At 47.6% G+C, this 19043-nt stretch carries 19 protein-coding genes; 14 read left to right on the forward strand and 5 right to left on the reverse strand.

From position 1 onward, the window contains the following. Nucleotides 1-13: 13 nt before the first annotated feature. Nucleotides 14-502 (reverse strand): PTS sugar transporter subunit IIA, encoded by a 489-nt coding sequence (locus tag KNO85_RS11290; protein ID WP_214790158.1) that lies wholly within the window; start codon nucleotides 500-502, stop codon nucleotides 14-16. 457 nt (nucleotides 503-959) lie between these two features. On the opposite strand from KNO85_RS11290, the gene KNO85_RS11295 reads away from it, so the two are divergent. Together KNO85_RS11295 and KNO85_RS11300 are read left to right on the forward strand one after the other, a co-directional pair. Continuing rightward, a complete protein-coding gene (locus tag KNO85_RS11295; protein ID WP_214790159.1) occupies nucleotides 960-2876 on the forward strand; it encodes an endonuclease MutS2 in 1917 nt (638 codons plus the stop codon). 63 nt (nucleotides 2877-2939) lie between these two features. Further along, nucleotides 2940-3647: a hypothetical protein gene (locus KNO85_RS11300; protein ID WP_214790161.1), complete on the forward strand. Its 708-nt coding sequence runs from the start codon at nucleotides 2940-2942 to the stop codon at nucleotides 3645-3647. A gap of 35 nt (nucleotides 3648-3682) precedes the next feature. On the opposite strand, the gene KNO85_RS11305 is transcribed toward KNO85_RS11300, so the two are convergent. Then, nucleotides 3683-4234: a hypothetical protein gene (locus tag KNO85_RS11305; protein WP_214790163.1), complete on the reverse strand. Its 552-nt coding sequence runs from the start codon at nucleotides 4232-4234 to the stop codon at nucleotides 3683-3685. Between the two features lie 144 nt (nucleotides 4235-4378). Here KNO85_RS11305 and KNO85_RS11310 point away from each other — a divergent pair, with 144 nt between their 5' ends. The 6 genes from KNO85_RS11310 (at nucleotide 4379) to KNO85_RS11335 (ending at nucleotide 11505) form a co-directional block, all read left to right on the forward strand. After that, a complete protein-coding gene (locus tag KNO85_RS11310; RefSeq protein WP_214790165.1) occupies nucleotides 4379-5029 on the forward strand; it encodes a response regulator transcription factor in 651 nt (216 codons plus the stop codon). After that, nucleotides 5026-6294, forward strand: coding sequence for a sensor histidine kinase (locus tag KNO85_RS11315; RefSeq protein WP_214790166.1), 1269 nt, complete (start codon nucleotides 5026-5028; stop codon nucleotides 6292-6294). Before KNO85_RS11310 ends, KNO85_RS11315 begins: the two co-directional genes overlap by 4 nt. Beyond that, entirely contained in the window at nucleotides 6285-7028 is a 744-nt protein-coding gene (locus tag KNO85_RS11320) for an AAA family ATPase (RefSeq protein WP_214790457.1), read from the forward strand. The genes KNO85_RS11315 and KNO85_RS11320 overlap by 10 nt, the downstream gene beginning before the upstream one ends. Before the next feature lie 210 nt (nucleotides 7029-7238). Then, nucleotides 7239-8090 carry a BglG family transcription antiterminator LicT gene (gene licT, locus KNO85_RS11325; protein WP_214790168.1) on the forward strand — a complete coding sequence of 284 codons (852 nt, stop codon included), beginning with the start codon at nucleotides 7239-7241 and terminating at the stop codon, nucleotides 8088-8090. A gap of 102 nt (nucleotides 8091-8192) precedes the next feature. Beyond that, a complete protein-coding gene (locus KNO85_RS11330) occupies nucleotides 8193-10043 on the forward strand; it encodes a beta-glucoside-specific PTS transporter subunit IIABC (protein ID WP_214790170.1) in 1851 nt (616 codons plus the stop codon). 16 nt (nucleotides 10044-10059) lie between these two features. Further along, nucleotides 10060-11505, forward strand: coding sequence for a glycoside hydrolase family 1 protein (locus KNO85_RS11335; RefSeq protein ID WP_214790172.1), 1446 nt, complete (start codon nucleotides 10060-10062; stop codon nucleotides 11503-11505). 113 nt (nucleotides 11506-11618) lie between these two features. Here the strand turns inward: KNO85_RS11335 and KNO85_RS11340 are convergent, their stop codons facing one another. Further along, nucleotides 11619-12056 (reverse strand): hypothetical protein, encoded by a 438-nt coding sequence (locus tag KNO85_RS11340; protein ID WP_214790174.1) that lies wholly within the window; start codon nucleotides 12054-12056, stop codon nucleotides 11619-11621. A 219-nt stretch (nucleotides 12057-12275) separates the two neighbouring features. Between KNO85_RS11340 and KNO85_RS11345 the strand changes: the two genes are divergently transcribed. The 4 genes from KNO85_RS11345 to KNO85_RS11360 are packed head-to-tail and all read left to right on the forward strand — an operon-like array spanning nucleotide 12276 to nucleotide 15241. Continuing rightward, a complete protein-coding gene (locus tag KNO85_RS11345; RefSeq protein WP_214790176.1) occupies nucleotides 12276-12950 on the forward strand; it encodes an ABC transporter ATP-binding protein in 675 nt (224 codons plus the stop codon). Beyond that, complete coding sequence (locus KNO85_RS11350; protein WP_214790178.1) at nucleotides 12947-13954, forward strand: ABC transporter permease; 1008 nt, start codon at nucleotides 12947-12949, stop codon at nucleotides 13952-13954. The genes KNO85_RS11345 and KNO85_RS11350 overlap by 4 nt, the downstream gene beginning before the upstream one ends. Next, nucleotides 13951-14562, forward strand: a complete 612-nt coding sequence (locus KNO85_RS11355) for a class I SAM-dependent methyltransferase (RefSeq protein WP_214790180.1) — start codon at nucleotides 13951-13953, stop codon at nucleotides 14560-14562. Before KNO85_RS11350 ends, KNO85_RS11355 begins: the two co-directional genes overlap by 4 nt. A gap of 16 nt (nucleotides 14563-14578) precedes the next feature. Next, nucleotides 14579-15241 carry an NAD(P)H-dependent oxidoreductase gene (locus tag KNO85_RS11360; protein WP_214790182.1) on the forward strand — a complete coding sequence of 221 codons (663 nt, stop codon included), beginning with the start codon at nucleotides 14579-14581 and terminating at the stop codon, nucleotides 15239-15241. 38 nt (nucleotides 15242-15279) lie between these two features. Here KNO85_RS11360 and KNO85_RS11365 read toward each other — a convergent pair whose 3' ends face one another. Together KNO85_RS11365 and KNO85_RS11370 are read right to left on the reverse strand one after the other, a co-directional pair. Then, nucleotides 15280-15915, reverse strand: coding sequence for a nitroreductase family protein (locus KNO85_RS11365; RefSeq protein ID WP_015880377.1), 636 nt, complete (start codon nucleotides 15913-15915; stop codon nucleotides 15280-15282). Then, nucleotides 15912-16358, reverse strand: a complete 447-nt coding sequence (locus KNO85_RS11370) for a MarR family winged helix-turn-helix transcriptional regulator (protein ID WP_214790184.1) — start codon at nucleotides 16356-16358, stop codon at nucleotides 15912-15914. Before KNO85_RS11370 ends, KNO85_RS11365 begins: the two co-directional genes overlap by 4 nt. A gap of 180 nt (nucleotides 16359-16538) precedes the next feature. On the opposite strand from KNO85_RS11370, the gene KNO85_RS11375 reads away from it, so the two are divergent. Together KNO85_RS11375 and KNO85_RS11380 are read left to right on the forward strand one after the other, a co-directional pair. Continuing rightward, nucleotides 16539-18722, forward strand: coding sequence for a malate synthase G (locus KNO85_RS11375; protein WP_214790186.1), 2184 nt, complete (start codon nucleotides 16539-16541; stop codon nucleotides 18720-18722). Beyond that, on the forward strand, nucleotides 18719-19015 hold the full coding sequence (locus tag KNO85_RS11380; RefSeq protein ID WP_015880380.1) for a hypothetical protein: 297 nt from the start codon (nucleotides 18719-18721) through the stop codon (nucleotides 19013-19015). The genes KNO85_RS11375 and KNO85_RS11380 overlap by 4 nt, the downstream gene beginning before the upstream one ends. The last annotated feature ends 28 nt before the right edge of the window (nucleotides 19016-19043 follow it).

A 19043-nucleotide genomic window follows, 5' to 3' on the forward strand; every position in this document is an offset into this window, starting at 1 on the left:
CCTTGTTCCGGAGTCACGCTTCCACTCGGGCGACGACCGTCTTACCTGGGACGGCTTCCTTCGTAAATGTGAAGGCATAGTGATGGGCAAGCGTTCCACCATTCGTCACGACCATCGGCGTGACGGTGTCTTTACCAGCTTGATGGATTTGTGCCAAGTCCGCTGTGAGTAGCAGCTGCCCCGTTTTCACATGGTCACCCACATCGACACGGAGATCGAATGGTCGACCTTCGAGTTCGACGGTGTCGAGTCCAACGTGAATCAAAATCTCAGCACCATCCTCGGTCCGAATGCCGATGGCGTGCTTTGTCGGAGCGATTTGTACGATTTCTCCGTCAGCTGGTGAGACGACTGCTCCGTCTGTCGGTGTGATCGCGATGCCATCGCCCATCATTTTTTCGCTAAAGACCGGATCGGCTACTTGTTCGAGTGGAATGACGTCTCCTTCCATTGGCGAGTGTAGTGTCGGTTTGTGTCGATTCATTAACTTATTCCATAGCATATCTTCTACATCCTTTCTTAAAACAAAACGCGGAAAAACAAAACAGGCATGGAGTATAGACGGGTGGCATGCACCGTACGTCTTACCCCATGCCTGATCGAATCAGTCACATGTGATCGCTATTCGTTTCTTCACGTACAACATAACATGTGTTGATTTGAGACACAAGTCTTTTTTTGAAAGCGTTCTCTAAAAATTTACAAGGTGATGAATCTATTGTATAGTTAAGGCGAATCTATTGAAGAAAGGTGTTGCATGTTGATGAGTGAGGTTGTATCTGCCTAACGAACTGAAAAATGTCGGATGACACGTCTTTTTGTCATGCCGTCATGTTCCGTTACAGATACCGCCCATCAAAAACTGCCAGACACCGGTCTGTCTTTTTGCGTTGGTCGTCATCGACCAACGCTTTTTTGTTTGCGCGGTATCTCGATTCTACATTTGAGGAGAGAGACATATGAACGAACAAACATTTGAAAAATTACAATACAACGAATTGATGACGAAAGTAGAGCGCTTCTGCATCAGCGGATTCGGGCGACGGTTACTCAAACAACAACGTCCGACGAGCCATATTGCGACGGTGAAGAAGCGTCTGCAGGAAACGTCTGAAGCACGAGCGATTTTAGATGCGACGTCACACGTCCCATTCATCGGGGTTTCTGATATGGAAACAATCATCGGAAAACTACAACGAGGCATCCAACTCGAAGCAACAGAACTTGAAGCGGTCGCTGAATTTTTACGAGGAGCACGTAAACTGAAGCGATTCATGCTCGAACATGAATTCTTTGCACCGCTCCTGTCCGCGTATGCTGCTGGAATGGGCGAATGGCGGACACTAGAAGAAGACATCACGCAAGCGATTCGAGCTGGACAAGTCGTCGATGAGGCGTCGAAAGAGTTGAAGCGGATCCGAAAACAAGTCGACATTCTCGAAGGGCGAATCGAGGAGCGGTTGGCCAAGTTTTTGAAGAGCGCCGCCAATCGCGAGATGATTCAAGACGGATTCGTCACGAAAAAACAGGATCGCTTCACCATCCCAATCAAAGCTTCATACAAGCATAAAGTAGCGGGTACGATTGTAGACACATCGAATCGTGGGACAACGGTCTTTATCGAACCGGAGGCTATTTCGAAATTGAATGCAGAACTCGTCATTAAACGCACGGAAGAAGCGGTAGAAGTGTATCAAGTGTTAGCGACCTTGACCGGAGCGGTGACAGAAGTCCTTTCTGACATCGAGGCAACACTCGATGTCATCGCGCAGTACGATATGGTCTTCGCCAAAGGGAAGTACAGTCAGTCGATTGATGGCGTGACACCGCATGTGAATGCGACCGGTCGAATCCAATTGAAGCAAGTGCGTCATCCGCTCTTAGAAAGTGCCGTTCCACTCGATTTTGCCATCGGTACAGACTATCGTGGCTTGATTATCACTGGACCGAATGCTGGTGGAAAGACGGTCGTCTTGAAAACGATTGGACTCCTCAGTTTGATGACGATGACGGGGCTGCATATCCCGGCACACACCGATACGGTCATCTCCACATTCGATGAGGTGTTCGTCGATATCGGAGATAATCAGGACTTGGAGTCGGCACTCAGTACGTTCTCGGCGCATATGCACAATGTGGCGAAAATCATGCAAACTGCTGGAAAACGGTCACTGCTGCTATTCGATGAGATTGGAAGCGGGACGGAACCGAATGAAGGAGCCGCTCTGGCGATTGCCATTTTAGAAGCGGCTTATAAACGTGGATCAATCGTTGTGGCGTCGACGCATTATGGAGAAATCAAATCGTATTCTGAAGCGCATCCGGATTTCATGAACGCAGCGATGCAGTTTGATCCGGAAACGCTCGAACCGAAATACCGACTGCTCATGGGGCAGTCTGGCGACAGTAATGCTTTGTTTATCGCTCGGAAGATGAAGTTGCCGGAAGCGATTTTGAAACAGGCATCTCGTTATATGAACGAGAAAACGTATGACACCACGAAAGTCGATGATGCTAAAATCGCTCGCGAAGTGGAAGTGGTTCCTCTTGAAGAGGCGGAACGCTTTGAAAAAGGTGACCGTGTCCGGTTGTTAGAGACAAATCAAGTCGGGCTTGTCTATTCGTTTGATGCATCGCGTCGGCATGTCCGGGTGTTCGTGAATGACGATTATGTTGAGCTACCGAGTCGTCGTGTCCGGCTAGAGGCGCGTGCCATAGAACTCTATCCGGCTGACTATGATTTGGATACGTTATTCACGACGTATCAGGAGCGTAAGGAAGCACACGACTTTGCGCGAGGGTCGAAAAAAGCGTTACGACGAGTGGAGAAAGAGATTCGGGAAAGAAAGAAACAAGAGCAATCAAATCGAAAGTGAATGTAGCATACAGCGAACGGGTAAGAGCACATAGAGAGAAGTCTTAATGTGGGAGGGACTTACGTGTTCGAATTAAGTTTTTGGTTTGCGCTCGGCTTTGCGGTGATTCACTTTTTTTCAGGAAAGCTCATTCATGTGCGTGAAGTGCCGAGGAGTCGCTTTTTATCAGTGGCTGGCGGGATTGCCGTTGCTTATGTATTCCTTCATCTGTTACCAGAGTTAAATGAATATCAACGTGAACTCGAAGGAGAGATTGGAAATAACGTCTTCGCTTCCCTCGAGAACCATATCTTGATTATCAGTATGTTAGGACTGGCTGTCTTTTATGGGCTCGAGCGATTCGCGACAGCCAATAAGCGCAAACAAAAACCATATGTATTTTGGATTCATATTGGTTCATTCACGCTTTATACGTTTAGCATCGGGTATGTGCTCGCAGAAAGTGAATTTCAGTCAAATGGCACGATGTTCCTCTATTTTGTAGCGCTCGGCATACACTTTGTCACGGTCGATCAAGGATTGCGTCAGCATCACCAGCAACTTTATGATCGACAAGGGCGCATCTTCTTGGCGCTTGCTGTACTCATAGGGTGGGCAGTTGGTACATTTGCAGAAGTGAATGAACTTGGCTTGTCCATCGTTGTCGCCTTTTTAGCAGGTGGCGTCATCTTGAACGTCATGAAAGAAGAATTGCCTGCTGAACGTGAGAGTAGTTTTGGTGCGTTTTTAGTTGGACTATTAAGTTATGCGTTGTTATTACTCGTCATATGAAAAGGCAGCCACGTGCGTCGTGGCTGCCTTTTGACTTATAAGCTTGAACTTTGATTCTCTACGTTGCTGTCGCTCTCTGTTGAAGCATCGTCATGATGCGGTCCGTGACCGTGGCCATGGCGACCACCTTCTCGTCCGCCGCGCATACCGCGAGCATCTTCTAAGTCATCATAACTTGTCACATCAGCAAAACGCTCTTCGTGATCCGCAAGGATTTGATCGGCTTCTTCTTGTGTCACGTTTCCTTCTTCTACAGCGGTCGCCAGTTTTTCTTCATGCGATGTCATGATCGCATCGATGAATGCTTCAATCGAAATGCCTTTTTCCTCCGCGAGCTCAGGAAGTGACTGTCCATTTTCACGTGCAGCGTCCACTTCCTCTTCCGTTAAACCAAGCGCTTTGATGAGAGCGGCATGACCTGCTTCCCGATCACCAAACATACCAGGACCTCGTTCGCCTCGTTCACATTGGGTGGATGCTGTCGTTGTCGATTCGTCTGTCGCCGTGTCATTCGTCGCGGCATATACCCCAGTGCCTGAGACGGCTAATAGACCGGCCAAGGCGATTGCAAGTTTCGTTGATTTCATGTGTATCTCCTCCTTTTGATACTCCAAGTGTAGATCTGAAGGTGAGGAAAGTTGTGAGGGAGTTGCAAGATTTCTGCAAATTGTCTTTGGGAAACGGTGGGACATTCGATGTGTGCGATATAATGGGTGTGGAGGCGATATGAGATGAACGTACTCGTTGTGGAAGATGAACAAAAACTGGCGGAGGGCATGTCTCGTTTTTTAACGTATGCCGGATTTGATGTGACCGTGGCGACGACTCTCGGTGAGGCGAAGCGACAGCTACATCAACGATTTGATGCGGTGTTATTAGATGTTCGTTTGCCTGACGGGGAAGGTTGGACCTTGATCCCGACATTAAAAGCGCAACAACCATCGCCCGCCATCATCTTGACGACCGCACGTGGTGAGGCGGATGACCGTGTATTTGGATTGGAACTCGGGGCGGACGATTACTTAGTCAAACCGATTGTCTTGAAAGAGTTGGAGATTCGTTTGAAACGTCTCGTGAAACAGACTGATTTGATTCAATTCGGGGCACTCACCATTGACATCAAGTCGAGGATGGTACAAGAGAACGGACAACCGCTCCGACTGACGAACAAAGAGTATGAATTGCTTTTGTACTTATGGAAGCACGTCGGGGAGGCGTTAGATCGGAACCGCCTGCTCGACGATGTATGGGATTATACGTTTGTCGGAGATACGCGTACGGTCGACACCCATATCAAGCAATTACGTGACAAATCACCGACATTAAAAGAACAGCTGAAGACCGTTCACCGGGTCGGTTATCGATTAGAGGGACTGTCATGAACCGTCTGATGAAGAAACTATTATGGACGGCTATCCTACCGCTTGCTGTGATGGCGGTTTTGACCTTCGGACTCACATCCTTATTAATCGGACGTTTCGCAGAAGATGAGACGTATGCACAATTGGAGCGCGAGGCGGCGATTGTATATGAAGCCATTCAGGAAGGACGCGGGATTCCAGGTCAATTAGACGTACTTTTATTTCAAGACGGGCAACGCATCGAGCTAGAGCGGGGTGGTCGGATGCACCGCATGATGCCGATTACCCTCGATCCGAATGATTTAGCAGTTCAAGACGAAGTGAGTGTGAATGGGACCCGTTTCTTGACGTACTTACAAGAAGAAGGGGACGTCCAAATCGTGACGTACAGCCCGGTGCCGTTTTCAAATCCACAGTTCCAACAAATCTATCTCATCTTAGCGGGTGGGTTTATTCTGGCACTGTTGGTTGCCATCGGTGTTACGTTTTGGATGAGTCGTCGACTCACGCAACCGCTTGTGGAATTAAAACAGGCGACTACCTCGATTATGGAAGGGCGACACGACATTACACTTCCGAATGTGACGAACGATGAGATTGGAGATTTGACCGTTACGGTCGGTCAAATGAACGAATCACTTCAAGAAAAAGAAGCACTCCAAAAATCATTTATCTCCGGAGTGACGCATGATGTGCGTACACCGCTCGCCATCGTTCGAAACGAGGCAGAAATGTTGGAGCTGGGTGTCGTGAAGGCGTCAGAGGTTTCTACGACCGGGAAAAGTATTACCGAGGAAGTAGATCGTATCGATCGACTCGTCAATCAGATGCTCGAATATTCAAAGTTGTCCACCGGTACGATTCCGCTCGAAATGGAGTCGCTACAACTAGACGACTTGATTCGTCGATTGACGTCAAGCATGTCTGAATGGTTCCGAAAAAAAGATGTGACCCTAGACTTACAACTCGAACCGGTATCGATTCAAGCTGATCGACTCGCAATGGAACGGGTACTCTCGAACTTCATTAGAAATGCGTATGAGGCGAGCCCTACTGGCGGAAAGATTACCATCAAACTGACACCACATCGACTGTCCGTGACAGACGAAGGGGACGGGATTGACCCTTCCATTGGGCATTCGATTTGGGATATGTACGTGAAGGGTGATCGTTCAAATGGTCATGGCTTAGGTCTCGCCATCACGAAGCTCTTACTTGAAGCGCAAGGATTCTCGTACGGGGTCGATTCACATAAGGGGGCGACATTTTGGATCGAATGGACATGACATTATTTTTACGTGGGATACGGTTAGAGAGAGAACGCATTCGTTCGACAGGATATCCATACTCGCTACCAATCTTTCAGACCCTCGATGAACTGACGTTTCATCATCCGGTCACGTTTCTCGTCGGAGAGAACGGGAGTGGAAAATCGACTTTAATTGAAGGGATGGCTGTAGCGGCGGGCTTCAACCCAGAAGGCGGAGCACCGTCCTTCCAATTTGAAACAGAGGCGACGCATAGTTCCTTGTATGAAGCGTTGCGTCCGATTCGTGGTCCGTATCGACCGAAAGATGGTTTTTTCTTACGTGCCGAGACAGCATACCAACTATCGAGTTATGTGGATGAGATGGCGAAATCAGGGCGTGATCCTGAACGGTTTTATGCGTCATACGGCGGACGTTCCCTTCATGAACAATCGCACGGTGAAGCGTTCCTCTCTCTCATGTTGCATCGATTCCGTGAAAGAGGGCTCTATATTTTGGATGAGCCAGAAGCCGCATTGTCACCGATGCGACAACTGACCATGCTCGCGCGTATGCATGAACTTGTACAATCCGGAAGTCAATTCATCATCGCGAGTCACTCACCCATCTTGATGTCATATCCAGGCGCGGTCATTTTGCAAGTAGAGACCGGGCTATCCCCGACGGCGTTTGACGATTTGGAGCATGTACGGGTTATGCGTGACTATTTAGAGGCGCCAGAACGCATGCAACGAATCTTGTTTGATGAATAAAACGGTCACGATGTAAGCGTTTTATTTTTATGTTGACGTCAAGATTTCTAGGGAGTATGCTTATATCGAAAAGAAGAAAATCCACTTTGGGATTGTTACTGGTGATGCAGGCAAAACCTAAATTGATGCCATGACTCCATGTTGGACTCTGGTGTGAATTTAGGTTTTTTTCTTTTCAGTTCAGTTGAATGAGAGCGAGGTGAGGAGACCATGCATATTTCAAAAGTGTTCAACAACAATGTCGTAGCCATCGATGCGAACGGTCAAGAGCAGGTCGTGATGGGACGTGGGATTGCGTTTCAAAAACGACCGGGCGATCAGATCGATCAGACACGAATCGAAAAAATCTTTACGCTCGAGAGTAAAGAGAGCTATGAGCGTTTCGTTCACTTTTTAAATGAAATGCCGACAGCTGAGATGGAAACGGTGAAGCAGATTGTCAGATTGGCCGAACAGCGATTGGACCAACCCATCCATGACTCACTATATGTGACGCTGGCTGACCACCTTCATTTTGCACTCAGTCGGTACCAAGATGGAATCCAAATTCGAAATCCTCTCGTTTGGGAAGTGAAACGATTTTATGCCCCAGAGTTCGTTATCGGGAAAGAAGCGGTTAACCTGATCAATGAGCGACATGAGGTCAAACTTGATGAGGACGAGGCAGTGGCAATCGCCTTACACCTCGTCAATGCGACGATGTCTGGTGTTAAAGGTGAGAATCTTCATCTCGTCACCGAGATGACGAGAGCTACGCAAGCGATTCTGACGATCATCACGTATCACTTTCAAATCGAATTGGACGAGGAATCATACGCTTATGCACGCTTTTTGACCCATCTAAAATATTTTGTGCAGCGTCTCGCATCTGGAGAGAAGGTCAAATCAACGGGTGACGAAACTTTGTTCCTGATGGTGAAGCAAAGATATCCGGAAGCATTTGAATGTGTCGAAAAGATCGCCGGGTTGATTGCGACGAAATATCATTACGATGTATCGATGGACGAACGGCTGTACATGATGATTCATATCGAAAACTTAATGAAAGAACGTCGATCCTAAGGATGGTTACTGATGATGCAGGCCAAACCTAAATGACTACACAATTTTTTGTGTGGTGATTTAGGTTTTTCTTTTTACCTAAAATGATGAGGAGTGAACAAAATGGAACAATATAAACAACTGGCAGAAACGATTGTGCAGCATGTCGGTGGCAAGGAGAACGTCAAGAGCGTCTTTCACTGTGCAACGCGGTTACGCTTCAAACTAAAGGATGAATCAAAAGCGAGTGCGGCGACATTGAAACAACTGGATGGCATCATCACCGTCGTTCAAAGTGGTGGACAGTTTCAAGTCGTAATCGGAAACAATGTACCATATGTCTACAAAGAGGTTGTCGATGTCGGTGGTTTCCAGACATCTTCGACTGATGATGAAGAAAAATCAGGAGTGTTCAACCGATTGATTGATGTAATCGCTGGAATCTTTACGCCAATTCTCGGACCAATGGCAGGTAGTGGTCTTTTGAAAGGATTGCTTGCGATTCTCGTTGCGCTCGGATTATTGACACAAGAGATGGGAACGTATGTCGTCTTAAATGCCGCGGCAGACGCACTATTTTACTTCTTACCGGTGATTTTGGGACATTCGGCCGCGAAGAAATTTGGTGGTAACCCGTATATTGGGATGATCATCGGGGGTGCACTCGTTTATCCTTCGATTGTTGCGATTCAAGGAGCAGGTGAGTCGTTAACGTTTCTCAATGTACCAGTCGTCTTGATGAGTTATGCGTCTTCGGTCATTCCGATTATCTTGGCGACATATGTGTCTTCAAAAGTAGAAACATTCTTCAACCGCCATACACATGAGGCCGTCCGAAACTTCACAACGCCGATGATGGCATTGTTACTTGTTGTCCCGTTGACTTTTTTAGCCATTGGACCAGTTGCGACATATGCGAGTCAAGGATTAGCGAACGGATACTCGTTCTTATATGACTTGAGCCCGACAATCGCCATCGCATTCATCGGTGCGTTCTGGCAAGTGCTCGTCATGTTCGGACTTCACTGGGGACTTGTGCCAATCATCATCAACAACTTATCGGTTGTCGGTATGGATACAATCGTTGTCGGTGTATTGATGGCCACATTTGGTCAGGTCGGTGCTGTTTTAGCAATCACGTTAAAGGCGAAAAATCCAAAAGTGAAAGGGTTAGGGACTTCCTCGACCATTGCGGGTGTCTTCGGAATCACAGAACCGGCGATGTATGGATTAACATTACCTCGTAAGAAGCCATTCGTTTTCGGGATGATTGGTGGAGCGGCAGGTGGTGTCATTGGTGGTCTGTTCGGTACAGCAGCCTATGCGATGGGAGGACTCGGAATCTTCAGTATCCCGGTCATGATTCCGGCAACGGGTGTCGATTTAGCCTTTTACGGCGCATTTATCGGAATGGCGGTAGCGGCAGTGGTTGCACTCGCTTTGACGATGGTGTTCCACAAAGAAGAAGTGACAGTCGAGTCGCAGGAACAAGAGGTCGCCCAGTCTGTATCTGAGCAAGTAGGCTTTCCGGTCTCGGCTCCATTAAAAGGGGAAGTCGTGTCGCTTGAAACGGTTCGTGATGAAGTGTTCTCGAGTGGGGCGATGGGGAAAGGGATTGCCATCATGCCTTCAGAAGGCGCAGTGTATGCCCCGTTCAATGGTGAAATTGTAACGGTCTATCCATCGAAACACGCAATTGGCCTTCGGTCTGATACCGGTGTTGAGGTGTTGATTCATATTGGTTTAGACACGGTGAAACTAAACGGAAAGTATTTTGAAACGCTTGTGACGAATGGACAGAAAGTGAGAGAAGGAGATCCGCTCGTCCGATTCGATATGGATGCCATCGCCCGGGAAGGGTATGACACGATCACGCCGATCATTGTCACGAATACCGATCATTATTTAGACGTATTACCAACTTACACAGGAGCGGTAGAAGCGAATCATGGCGTATTACGCGTCATTGTATAACAAAGGAGGAGACAAGATGAAACAAGTATCAAGTGATTTTTTATGGGGCGGAGCCACTGCGGCCAACCAATTAGAAGGCGGTTATCAAGAAGGTGGGAAAGGTCTTTCGATTGCTGACGTGATGCCTGGTGGGAAACAGCGAATGAAAATCATTCATGACCCGACGTTCGATTTTGAATTACATGAGGAACATTCGTATCCGAACCATGAAGGCATTGATTTCTATCATCGCTATAAAGAAGATATCGCCCTCTTTAAAGAAATGGGATTCAAGACGTTCCGTATGTCGATTGCCTGGTCACGAATTTTTCCGAACGGGGATGAAACGCAACCGAATGAGGAAGGTCTTCAATTCTACGATCGTGTCATCGATGAGTTGGTCGCACAAGGGATTGAACCACTTGTCACGATTTCACACTATGAGATGCCGCTACATCTTGCAAAACATTATGGGGGTTGGCGGGACCGCCGTCTCGTCACCTATTTTGAACGATATAGTCGCGTCTTATTCGAACGTTATCAAGGGAAGGTCAAATATTGGTTGACGTTTAACGAAATCAATGGCGCTCAATTCATGCCAATGCTCAGCCTAGGCATTGCGGTCCGAGAAGAAGAAAACACATTACAACTGACGTATCAGGGACTTCATCACCAACTAGTTGCAAGTGCACTCGCGACGAAAGCAGCACGCGAGATCGACCCATCGATGCAAATTGGATGTATGCTCATCGCGGCTCCAGTTTATCCATACAGCTCGAACCCAGATGATGTTTGGTATGCACATGATGCGGAGCGGATGATGAACTTCTTCTGCGGAGACGTTCACGTACGCGGGAAGTATCCGAGCTTTGCGAAACGCTTCTTCGAAGAGAATGGCATTGAACTCGCCATGGAGGATGGCGACCTTGATATCCTCAAAGAGAATACAGTGGATTTCTTTTCACTCAGTTATTATATGTCGCGCACTGAAAAGGCTGAAAAAGGTCAGGATGAGGCGGAAGGTAATATCATGAGCGGTGTCAAGAATCCATACTTACAAGCGAGCGACTGGGGATGGGAAATTGATCCGACGGGACTCCGTGTCATTTTAAACAAATTATATGAACGTTATGAGCTTCCATTATTCATCGTTGAGAACGGATTAGGTGCATATGATCAAATCGAGTCGGACGGAACGATTCATGATCACTACCGAATCGATTATTTGCGCGACCATTTAAAAGGGATGATGGATGCCATCGAAGATGGGGTTGAAGTGATGGGCTATACGAGTTGGGGTTGTATTGACTTGGTGAGTGCCTCAACAGGTGAGTACAGCAAACGATACGGCTTCATTTACGTGGATCGACATGACGATGGTACCGGGACGTTAGAGCGAAAACGGAAAGAATCGTTCTTCTGGTACCAAGATGTGATTCGTTCACAAGGTGCGAGCTTATACGAAGAAGAATCAGTCAAATGAAAAAAGCGGCCTCGGCCGCTTTTTTCATGCTTTCGTGATTTTTCGCAATAAGATGATCGCGAGACTAATGCCCCCAGCAATCAACATATACATAATAATTTCCATCCATGTGCTCATTCGTCGTCTCCATCCGCAAAGATTGCGAGCTCGCCTTGTGGCATCGCGACCAACAGATAGGCGTCTCCACCAAGTGGTCTCGCGTCTCCTGCTTGCCAGCACTCAAAGTGTTCTTGGTATCCGTTGATGAATAGTAGAGAACCGGATTCGAATTGAAGTTCGAGATGCGGGTGATCGTCTCCGAGTCGTACGTGATGGATGCGTTCACGACGGAGCCGCATGAGTTGTTCGAGTTGTTCGCCTTCGTCAAATGTGTCTTGTGTGGCATGGACATGCCAAGGTCCCTCGATTGAGATCCATGATTCCAGTCCTTGGCGGCTAAAATAGAGGAGATGATGATTAGGGCCAGAACCAAAATCGATTCCGACGAAGGAGGAGGCGGTAAAGAGGTGGTGCAAAATAGATGTCGCTTGTTCGTACTCGGTGGTAGACACGCCGTCACCTCACTTTAAAGAGTTGTTATCATTATCATTCCACGTTACCACGCTAAAGTAAACGAATCTCACTCAACCTTCAGAAAAAAATAATCGTGAGTGATGCATGAAGAGACCGCTTCAACCGGAGTGTCTATCATCTGTTCAGATTATTTGGGTTATACTGGGATAAGGCGAAAGGAATGATGCTCGATTTCGTTCTAAATAGGGGGAAAAGAGATGATCGTAGCAATCGAAAAGGCAGGATACGAGATAAACGAACCTGTCATTCAAAGCATTGCGTTCGAAGTGCGGACTGGTGAAATTTTAGGGGTGATTGGGTCGAACGGAGCGGGAAAAACGACGACCATTGCCTGTCTGACAGGGACGATTCCTTGGATGAAAGGGACAGTCGAGTTGGAACGCTATGCGTACATCCCGGAGCAACCGGTCTACTACGATTATTTGACACTATCTGAACATATCGCGCTCGTCCAAGAATTGACGGGCGTGGATTCGACAGAAAAGACAGAGGCGTTGCTGCAGCTTTTCCGACTAGAATATGTGACAGACCGCTATCTTTCTTCATTTTCAAAAGGGATGAAACAGAAGGCGATGATTTTATTGGCGCTCATCCAAGAAGCGCATGTATTGATTGTCGATGAACCGTTTATCGGGTTGGATGCAACGACGACGATTCAGCTACTTCGACTGTTAGAAGCGGAGCGCATGAGGGGAGCCGCTGTCTTATTGGTTACGCACGTTCTTGATACGGCCGAGCGGTTATGCGACCGGTTCGTATGGATTGATGACGGACAACTGCTGGCGAGTGGGACGAAAGCAGAGATTCGAGAAACGCTCAAAACAGAAGGGATGACCTTGTTCGATATGATGGAAGATGTGGCGCTCCGATGATTGCGAAACGACTATTTTGGATGCGTGTTTCCCGTTATATGAAGCAACAGTGGAAGACAGTCCGATTGATTGTCGATTGGACGATTTTTTTATATGGGGTAGTCCCTCTGCTCATATGGGCAGGCTATTCCTACTGGCGTATATGGCAAGGTGATTTTGACTGGATGCGTGATGTACCTTACCTGTTATGGACAATCCTGTTCGGGTGGGTGATGTGGCAAGATCGTATTTTTGTCTGGGTGGAGCGCGCCGACATCATCCTCGTGTCTGACCGGAGCATGATTCGACAGTTGAAATGGTATTCTGTTTCATATCATCTCGTTCAACATGTCATTCAATACGGATTCTATCTTTTATTGATTACGCCGATTCTTCACATGAAGGGAAGAAGTGCTGTCGAGATTCTCGCATTCGGAGCCTCACTTTTCCTGCTTGCCTGGTGTCATGCGTGGATTCAATATCAACTTCGCCTCCGACATGCCCACCTTACGAAGCGATTCTTGATCATACTCCTTGCTTTCGTAGGCGTGTATGCGCTATTGATTGAGTCGGTGTTACTCGGTGTATTGATTGGAAGCGTGATGGTCACCTTTGCATTATACGTCGGGGAAGGCTGGGTGTCGCGACATCCGAGTATCGGTCGCGAGATTGAGATTGGGGAACGTGAACGTGCCTCGTTCGACCGTATGCTACTGACAACCTCAGGTGCCATCGAAAAGACGAGTGAGCGAAAACGTCCCTTGTATCGACCGAGACCGAATCGCTTTGGAACCGTCAGACGGACGATGGCACTCCTTATGTACTTTAGAACGCCGAGTCATCGGAATTTATGGTTTCGACTCATTCCGCTCGGGGTCACGAGCGTGATTCTCCTTCCGAGCTGGTTCAAAGTGTTGGTTCCGATTTATCTATTGTATGTCGCCTATCAGGAGCATACGTCGTTCACGAGGGAGATGGAGCGGCATCCATTCTTCCAATCCATTCAAGAAAGAGGTTCATCATGAACGAACAGCAATATGAGCACCTATTACACATCCAGACGGCTAAACCTCAGCAGGGATTCCCGTCGTCGGCGGAATATCACCGTTATGAACCGACTCCTTACGAAGCGCTCGATTTGCTTCGAGATGCGTATCCGCTAGAGTCCACAGATACCATCGTGGATTTCGGTTCGGGCAAGGGGCGTCTGCCGTTCTATTTGGCGTATACGTTTCGTGTGCGGGCAATTGGTGTCGAGATGGACGGTGGGTTCCACGAAGAGGCGCTTCAAAATTTAGTGAGTTATACGAAGAAACACCGGACCCGAGGAAGTGTTCAATTGGAACAAGGACTGGCAGAACAATTTACGATTCCGAAAGAGGCGAACCGCTTCTACTTCTTTAATCCGTTCTCGGTAAACATCTTTCGACAAGTCATTTCAAATATCATAGCATCCGTTGAAACAGATCCTCGTCCAGTCGATGTGATTCTGTATTATCCGACAGATGCGTATCTCCATTATTTGAACGACGAGACACCTTTTCACTATTTGAAGACCGTTCGACTACCCCTCAAGAATCTTCATGAGCGATTTTTGATTTATCGTTTTGATATGATGGAATCATCTTGGTGATGGAGGAGTGAGTACGATGAAAAAGAAAGACATTTTAGAGGCGTATCGTTGGCGTCAAGCGACGAAAGTATTCGATGCGGACCGTAAAATCAAAGAAGAGGACATGGAGTTCATTTTAGAGACAGGACGTCTTTCCCCGAGTTCGTTCGGGTTTGAGCCGTGGCAGTTTGTCGTGGTCCGTCGGGAAGATTTACTCCAAAAAATTAAAGATCACGCATGGGGAGCGCAAGGTCAGGCTTTGACTGCGAGTCACTTCGTGTTAATTCTCGCAAGAACACCGAAAGCGATGCGTTACGATGCGGACTATATTCGTCATATCGTGACGGGCGTACAAGGTCGCACGGAAGAAGAATACGCACAACGCGTGAAACGGGTACAGGAGTTTCAAGAGAACGATTATCGTCTATTAGACGATGAGCGCGTCTTCCAAGAATGGATCAAGCGTCAGACATATATCCCACTTGGGAACATGATGACGGCGGCCGCACAAATCGAGATTGATTCATGCCCGATTGAAGGGTTTAATCAAGAGGAAATCGATGAGTTGCTCATCTCAGAAGGTGTCATGGAACGAGGCGAATGGTCGCTTTCGGTCATGGTCGCATTTGGGTACCGGGCGCGCGATTTTGCCCCGAAAACACGTCGTGACTTTAACGAAGTCGTCAAATATATCGGATGAAAAAAGGGTACATCGCCTCGGCGATGTACCCTTTTGAATTATTTCCAATCTGTGATGCGGTCGACTGGGAAGCGTACTGATGGATATCCTTCTTCTGCTGCTTTTCCGATTGAGAGAAGCATGACTGGAAGGTAACGTTCTTTGTCGAGGCCGAACGCTTCAGCGATGTTCGCTTTATCGTATCCGCCGATTGGGTTTGTGTCGTAACCATGTGCACGTGCGACGAGCATGAGTTGCATCGCAACGAGACCTGAATCAAGCATGATGCTGTCTTTAATCATTTCTTTCGGTGCGTCTTTGAAGATGCCTTTGATCATGTCGACTTGACGGTCACGGACCTCGGCCGGCATCATCCCGCGTTCTACCGCTGTATCGAAAATCTCTTCTGTGTAGTCTGCCATTTGATAGTCAGCGAAGAGTGCGATGACCGCTGAAGACGTTTCGACTTGGCGTTTGTTGAAGCTTGCGAGTGGAAGGAGTGTTTCTTTTCCTTCTGCGCTATCGATGACGACGAAGCGCCATGGTTGTAGGTTAAGTGATGAAGGTGCTGTCGTCGCCTCTTCAAGAATTTGTGTCATTTCTTCTTTTGAGATTTTGACGTTCTCATCGTATACACGAATCGAACGGCGTCCTTTGACAATCTCCATAAAGTCTTTTTGTGTAGCAGTGTTCATATTGTTGTCTTCCTTTCATGGTCAATTGTATCTTGTAACATCGTCAAAGATGTTAATAACTGTTGTTGATCCTCTACCTTCATGTTGACAAAAAGTCGGTCCGTTAAGCACTCTTTTTGCTCAGTCCAATGTGCAATTTGTTCACGACCATCGTCTGTCAACTCGACATAGATGACACGGTTGTCCTGTTCACAACGTCTACGCGTGATAAGTCCTTGTGTCTCTAGCTGTTTCAGGTGTCGGGTGATAGCCGCATGATCGACATCAACGCGTTGTTGCAATTCACGTTGCCGCAATGGACCGACGTGATACAGGTTGCTTAAAATGTCATAGCGACTTAAGCTGAGCCCGCCCATTTCGGAGTCGAATAATTGCCCCAATTCTTTTTGTACGGTGATGATGTGATAGAGAATTTGATCACGAAGCGAGCAAGAATCTCGCATGCACATCGCCTCCTCAAATCATTGATGACTCAATCATTGATGGGTCACACAATGTATAGTAAACCCATCTTGAGGAGATTTCAAATAAAAAGTTTTAAGAAATGGGTTGTCAAACTGTTATATAATAGTCTATATTGTAATCAACTGATATATAACAATGATTAAGGAGGATGTGAGCGCTTGGAACATTACGAACGGCTAAATACGTACCATGTTCATGAGAAGCTGTTTGAATTCGTGAATACAAACGTACTTGAACCCCATGAAATCAACGATTTTTGGGAAGGTGTTGAATCGCTTCTAGAGCGTTTCATTCCAGTGAATCAGATGCTTCTAGAAAAGCGTGCGACATACGAACGATTGTTACAGGAGTGGTACAGTCAGCAAGACGAAGTCGACCCGATCGAATATGAGACGTTTTTAACGTCAATCGGCTATATCGAACCGGTCGTCGAAGATTTCAACATTGACGTGTCGAATGTTGACCGAGAAATCGCGCATCAAGCCGGTCCGCAACTCGTCGTACCATTAGACAATGCTAGATATGCACTCAACGCCGCCAATGCCAGATGGGGAAGTCTTTACGACGCCCTTTATGGAACAGACATGATTGAAGAGACGGACGGTACGGAAAAAGGGCCGGGATACAATCCCATTCGCGGCAATGAAGTCATTCGATTGGCAAAACAGTTTCTAGATGACACGTTCCCTTTGCCGTCAGGATCGCACGGGGAAGTGACACGTTACTTCGTTCGTGATGATGTCGCCTACGCGGTGATTGGGGAAGATGAGCACGCATTCGCACATGATTCCTTCGTCGGTTATACCGGGGACTTGAACAATTTGAAAACATTGATGCTCCAGCACCATGCCTTACACGTTGAACTGCAATTCGACCGTGAACATCCGGTCGGGAAAGTCGACCCTGCTGGACTGATGGACATCGAGCTCGAATCAGCCCTATCCGCAATCGTGGATTGTGAGGACTCGGTCGCAGCCGTTTGTGCGAAAGACAAAGTTCATCTGTATCGCAATTGGCTTGGCCTCATGGATGGGACGCTTGAAGCATCGTTCGAAAAGAACGGGAAGCGACTCTCACGACATTTGAATGAGGATAAGCGTTTAATCGGAAAAGGTGGAGCGGAAGTCGTCCTCCCGGGACGCGCGCTCTTATTCATTCGGAACGTCGGACACTTGATGACGACAGACTTGATGCTTGATGCAGAAGGTCGCGAGGTACCAGAAGGTATAGTAGACGCCATCTTTACTTCACTGATTGCGAGTCGACATCTACATCGCAACCTTAACTCTCGGGAAGGGTCCATCTATATCGTCAAGCCAAAAATGCATGGATCTGAAGAAGTGGCATTCAGCAACGACTTGTTTGACGCCGTGGAAGATCGATTGAGCCTTCCTCGCCATACGTTAAAAGTCGGCGTGATGGATGAAGAGAGACGAACGTCGCTCAATTTAAAAAACTGTATCGCTCAAGTGAAAGATCGGGTCGTCTTCATCAACACGGGCTTCCTCGACCGGACGGGGGACGAGATTCATTCCTCGATGACACTTGGACCAATGCGTCGAAAAGGAGAGATGAAGACGTCTCCTTGGCTCGCTGCATACGAACAATTGAATGTATCGACTGGTCTCGAGAGCGGATTCCATCACCGTGCACAAATCGGGAAAGGGATGTGGGCGATGCCTGATCAGATGCAGGACATGATGCGTGAAAAAATTGCGCACGTACGGTCCGGGGCGACAACGGCGTGGGTGCCTTCCCCAACGGCAGCGACGCTCCATGCGATGCACTATCATCAACTCGACGCTTTTGCTGTGCAGCGACAATTGATGCAGCAACCTGCTTTGGAAAATGAACGACAACAACTCCTCGATATTCCGCTTGCGACAGGCATCTATTCGCAAGACGAAATCAGAGAAGAGCTCGAGAACAACTTGCAAGGATTGCTCGGATACGTCGTTCGCTGGGTCGAACAAGGTGTTGGTTGTTCGAAAGTGCCAGATATTCATCATATTGGGCTAATGGAAGACCGGGCAACACTTCGTATTTCAAGCCAGCACGTGGCCAACTGGTTGCATCATGGCATCTGTTCAGCAGATCAAGTCGAAGTCACACTCTATCGAATGGCACAGGTCGTCGATGAACAAAACGAGGCAGATCCAAATTATCGACCGATGACACCGAACGTCGATCAATCGATCGCTTATCAAGCTGCGCATGAACTCGTGTTTCATGGGTTGAAACAACCGAACGGGTACACAGAACCGATCTTACATCGCCGTCGCCGTGAATTTATGAAACGACAAACTATGGAGTTAAACCTTAAAGGAGGAACCTCATCATGACTACGAAAAAAATGGAAAGCGAACAGTTGATTGAACGTTGGGTCGTCCGCCGCATCGTATCTGGAGAATCGACAGCTTCTTTGGCGAATACAGCATTCGTATACGGGAACGACTTGATGCGTCTCGTCTTGGACCGGGCAGATGGATCACTTCAAATCATGAAGGAACCGATTGATGAAGTCGTCGTCTTCCGCAAACCGGAAGATCGGGACGAAGAGAACGTCTGTCGTTGCTGTGGAATGGAACACTCGACGTTCAAAGCGGCATTGGAGTGCTGTGCTTACCTTGACTAACCCATTTATTTTGCACTATCTGTTATAT

The organism is Exiguobacterium sp. s124, from assembly GCF_018617485.1.
GTDB classification, from domain to species: Bacteria; Bacillota; Bacilli; order Exiguobacteriales; family Exiguobacteriaceae; genus Exiguobacterium; species Exiguobacterium aestuarii.

What these genes read in the sequence shown, in the direction of transcription:
- KNO85_RS11290 (WP_214790158.1), bottom strand. Translation starts at nt 502, where the DNA reads ATGCTATGGAATAAGTTAATGAATCGACACAAACCGACACTACACTCG.
- KNO85_RS11295 (WP_214790159.1), top strand. Translation starts at nt 960, where the DNA reads ATGAACGAACAAACATTTGAAAAATTACAATACAACGAATTGATGACG.
- KNO85_RS11305 (WP_214790163.1), bottom strand. Translation starts at nt 4,234, where the DNA reads ATGAAATCAACGAAACTTGCAATCGCCTTGGCCGGTCTATTAGCCGTC.
- KNO85_RS11310 (WP_214790165.1), top strand. Translation starts at nt 4,379, where the DNA reads ATGAACGTACTCGTTGTGGAAGATGAACAAAAACTGGCGGAGGGCATG.
- KNO85_RS11315 (WP_214790166.1), top strand. Translation starts at nt 5,026, where the DNA reads ATGAACCGTCTGATGAAGAAACTATTATGGACGGCTATCCTACCGCTT.
- KNO85_RS11320 (WP_214790457.1), top strand. Translation starts at nt 6,285, where the DNA reads ATGGACATGACATTATTTTTACGTGGGATACGGTTAGAGAGAGAACGC.
- licT (WP_214790168.1), top strand. Translation starts at nt 7,239, where the DNA reads ATGCATATTTCAAAAGTGTTCAACAACAATGTCGTAGCCATCGATGCG.
- KNO85_RS11330 (WP_214790170.1), top strand. Translation starts at nt 8,193, where the DNA reads ATGGAACAATATAAACAACTGGCAGAAACGATTGTGCAGCATGTCGGT.
- KNO85_RS11335 (WP_214790172.1), top strand. Translation starts at nt 10,060, where the DNA reads ATGAAACAAGTATCAAGTGATTTTTTATGGGGCGGAGCCACTGCGGCC.
- KNO85_RS11345 (WP_214790176.1), top strand. Translation starts at nt 12,276, where the DNA reads ATGATCGTAGCAATCGAAAAGGCAGGATACGAGATAAACGAACCTGTC.
- KNO85_RS11350 (WP_214790178.1), top strand. Translation starts at nt 12,947, where the DNA reads ATGATTGCGAAACGACTATTTTGGATGCGTGTTTCCCGTTATATGAAG.
- KNO85_RS11355 (WP_214790180.1), top strand. Translation starts at nt 13,951, where the DNA reads ATGAACGAACAGCAATATGAGCACCTATTACACATCCAGACGGCTAAA.
- KNO85_RS11360 (WP_214790182.1), top strand. Translation starts at nt 14,579, where the DNA reads ATGAAAAAGAAAGACATTTTAGAGGCGTATCGTTGGCGTCAAGCGACG.
- KNO85_RS11365 (WP_015880377.1), bottom strand. Translation starts at nt 15,915, where the DNA reads ATGAACACTGCTACACAAAAAGACTTTATGGAGATTGTCAAAGGACGC.
- KNO85_RS11370 (WP_214790184.1), bottom strand. Translation starts at nt 16,358, where the DNA reads ATGCGAGATTCTTGCTCGCTTCGTGATCAAATTCTCTATCACATCATC.
- KNO85_RS11380 (WP_015880380.1), top strand. Translation starts at nt 18,719, where the DNA reads ATGACTACGAAAAAAATGGAAAGCGAACAGTTGATTGAACGTTGGGTC.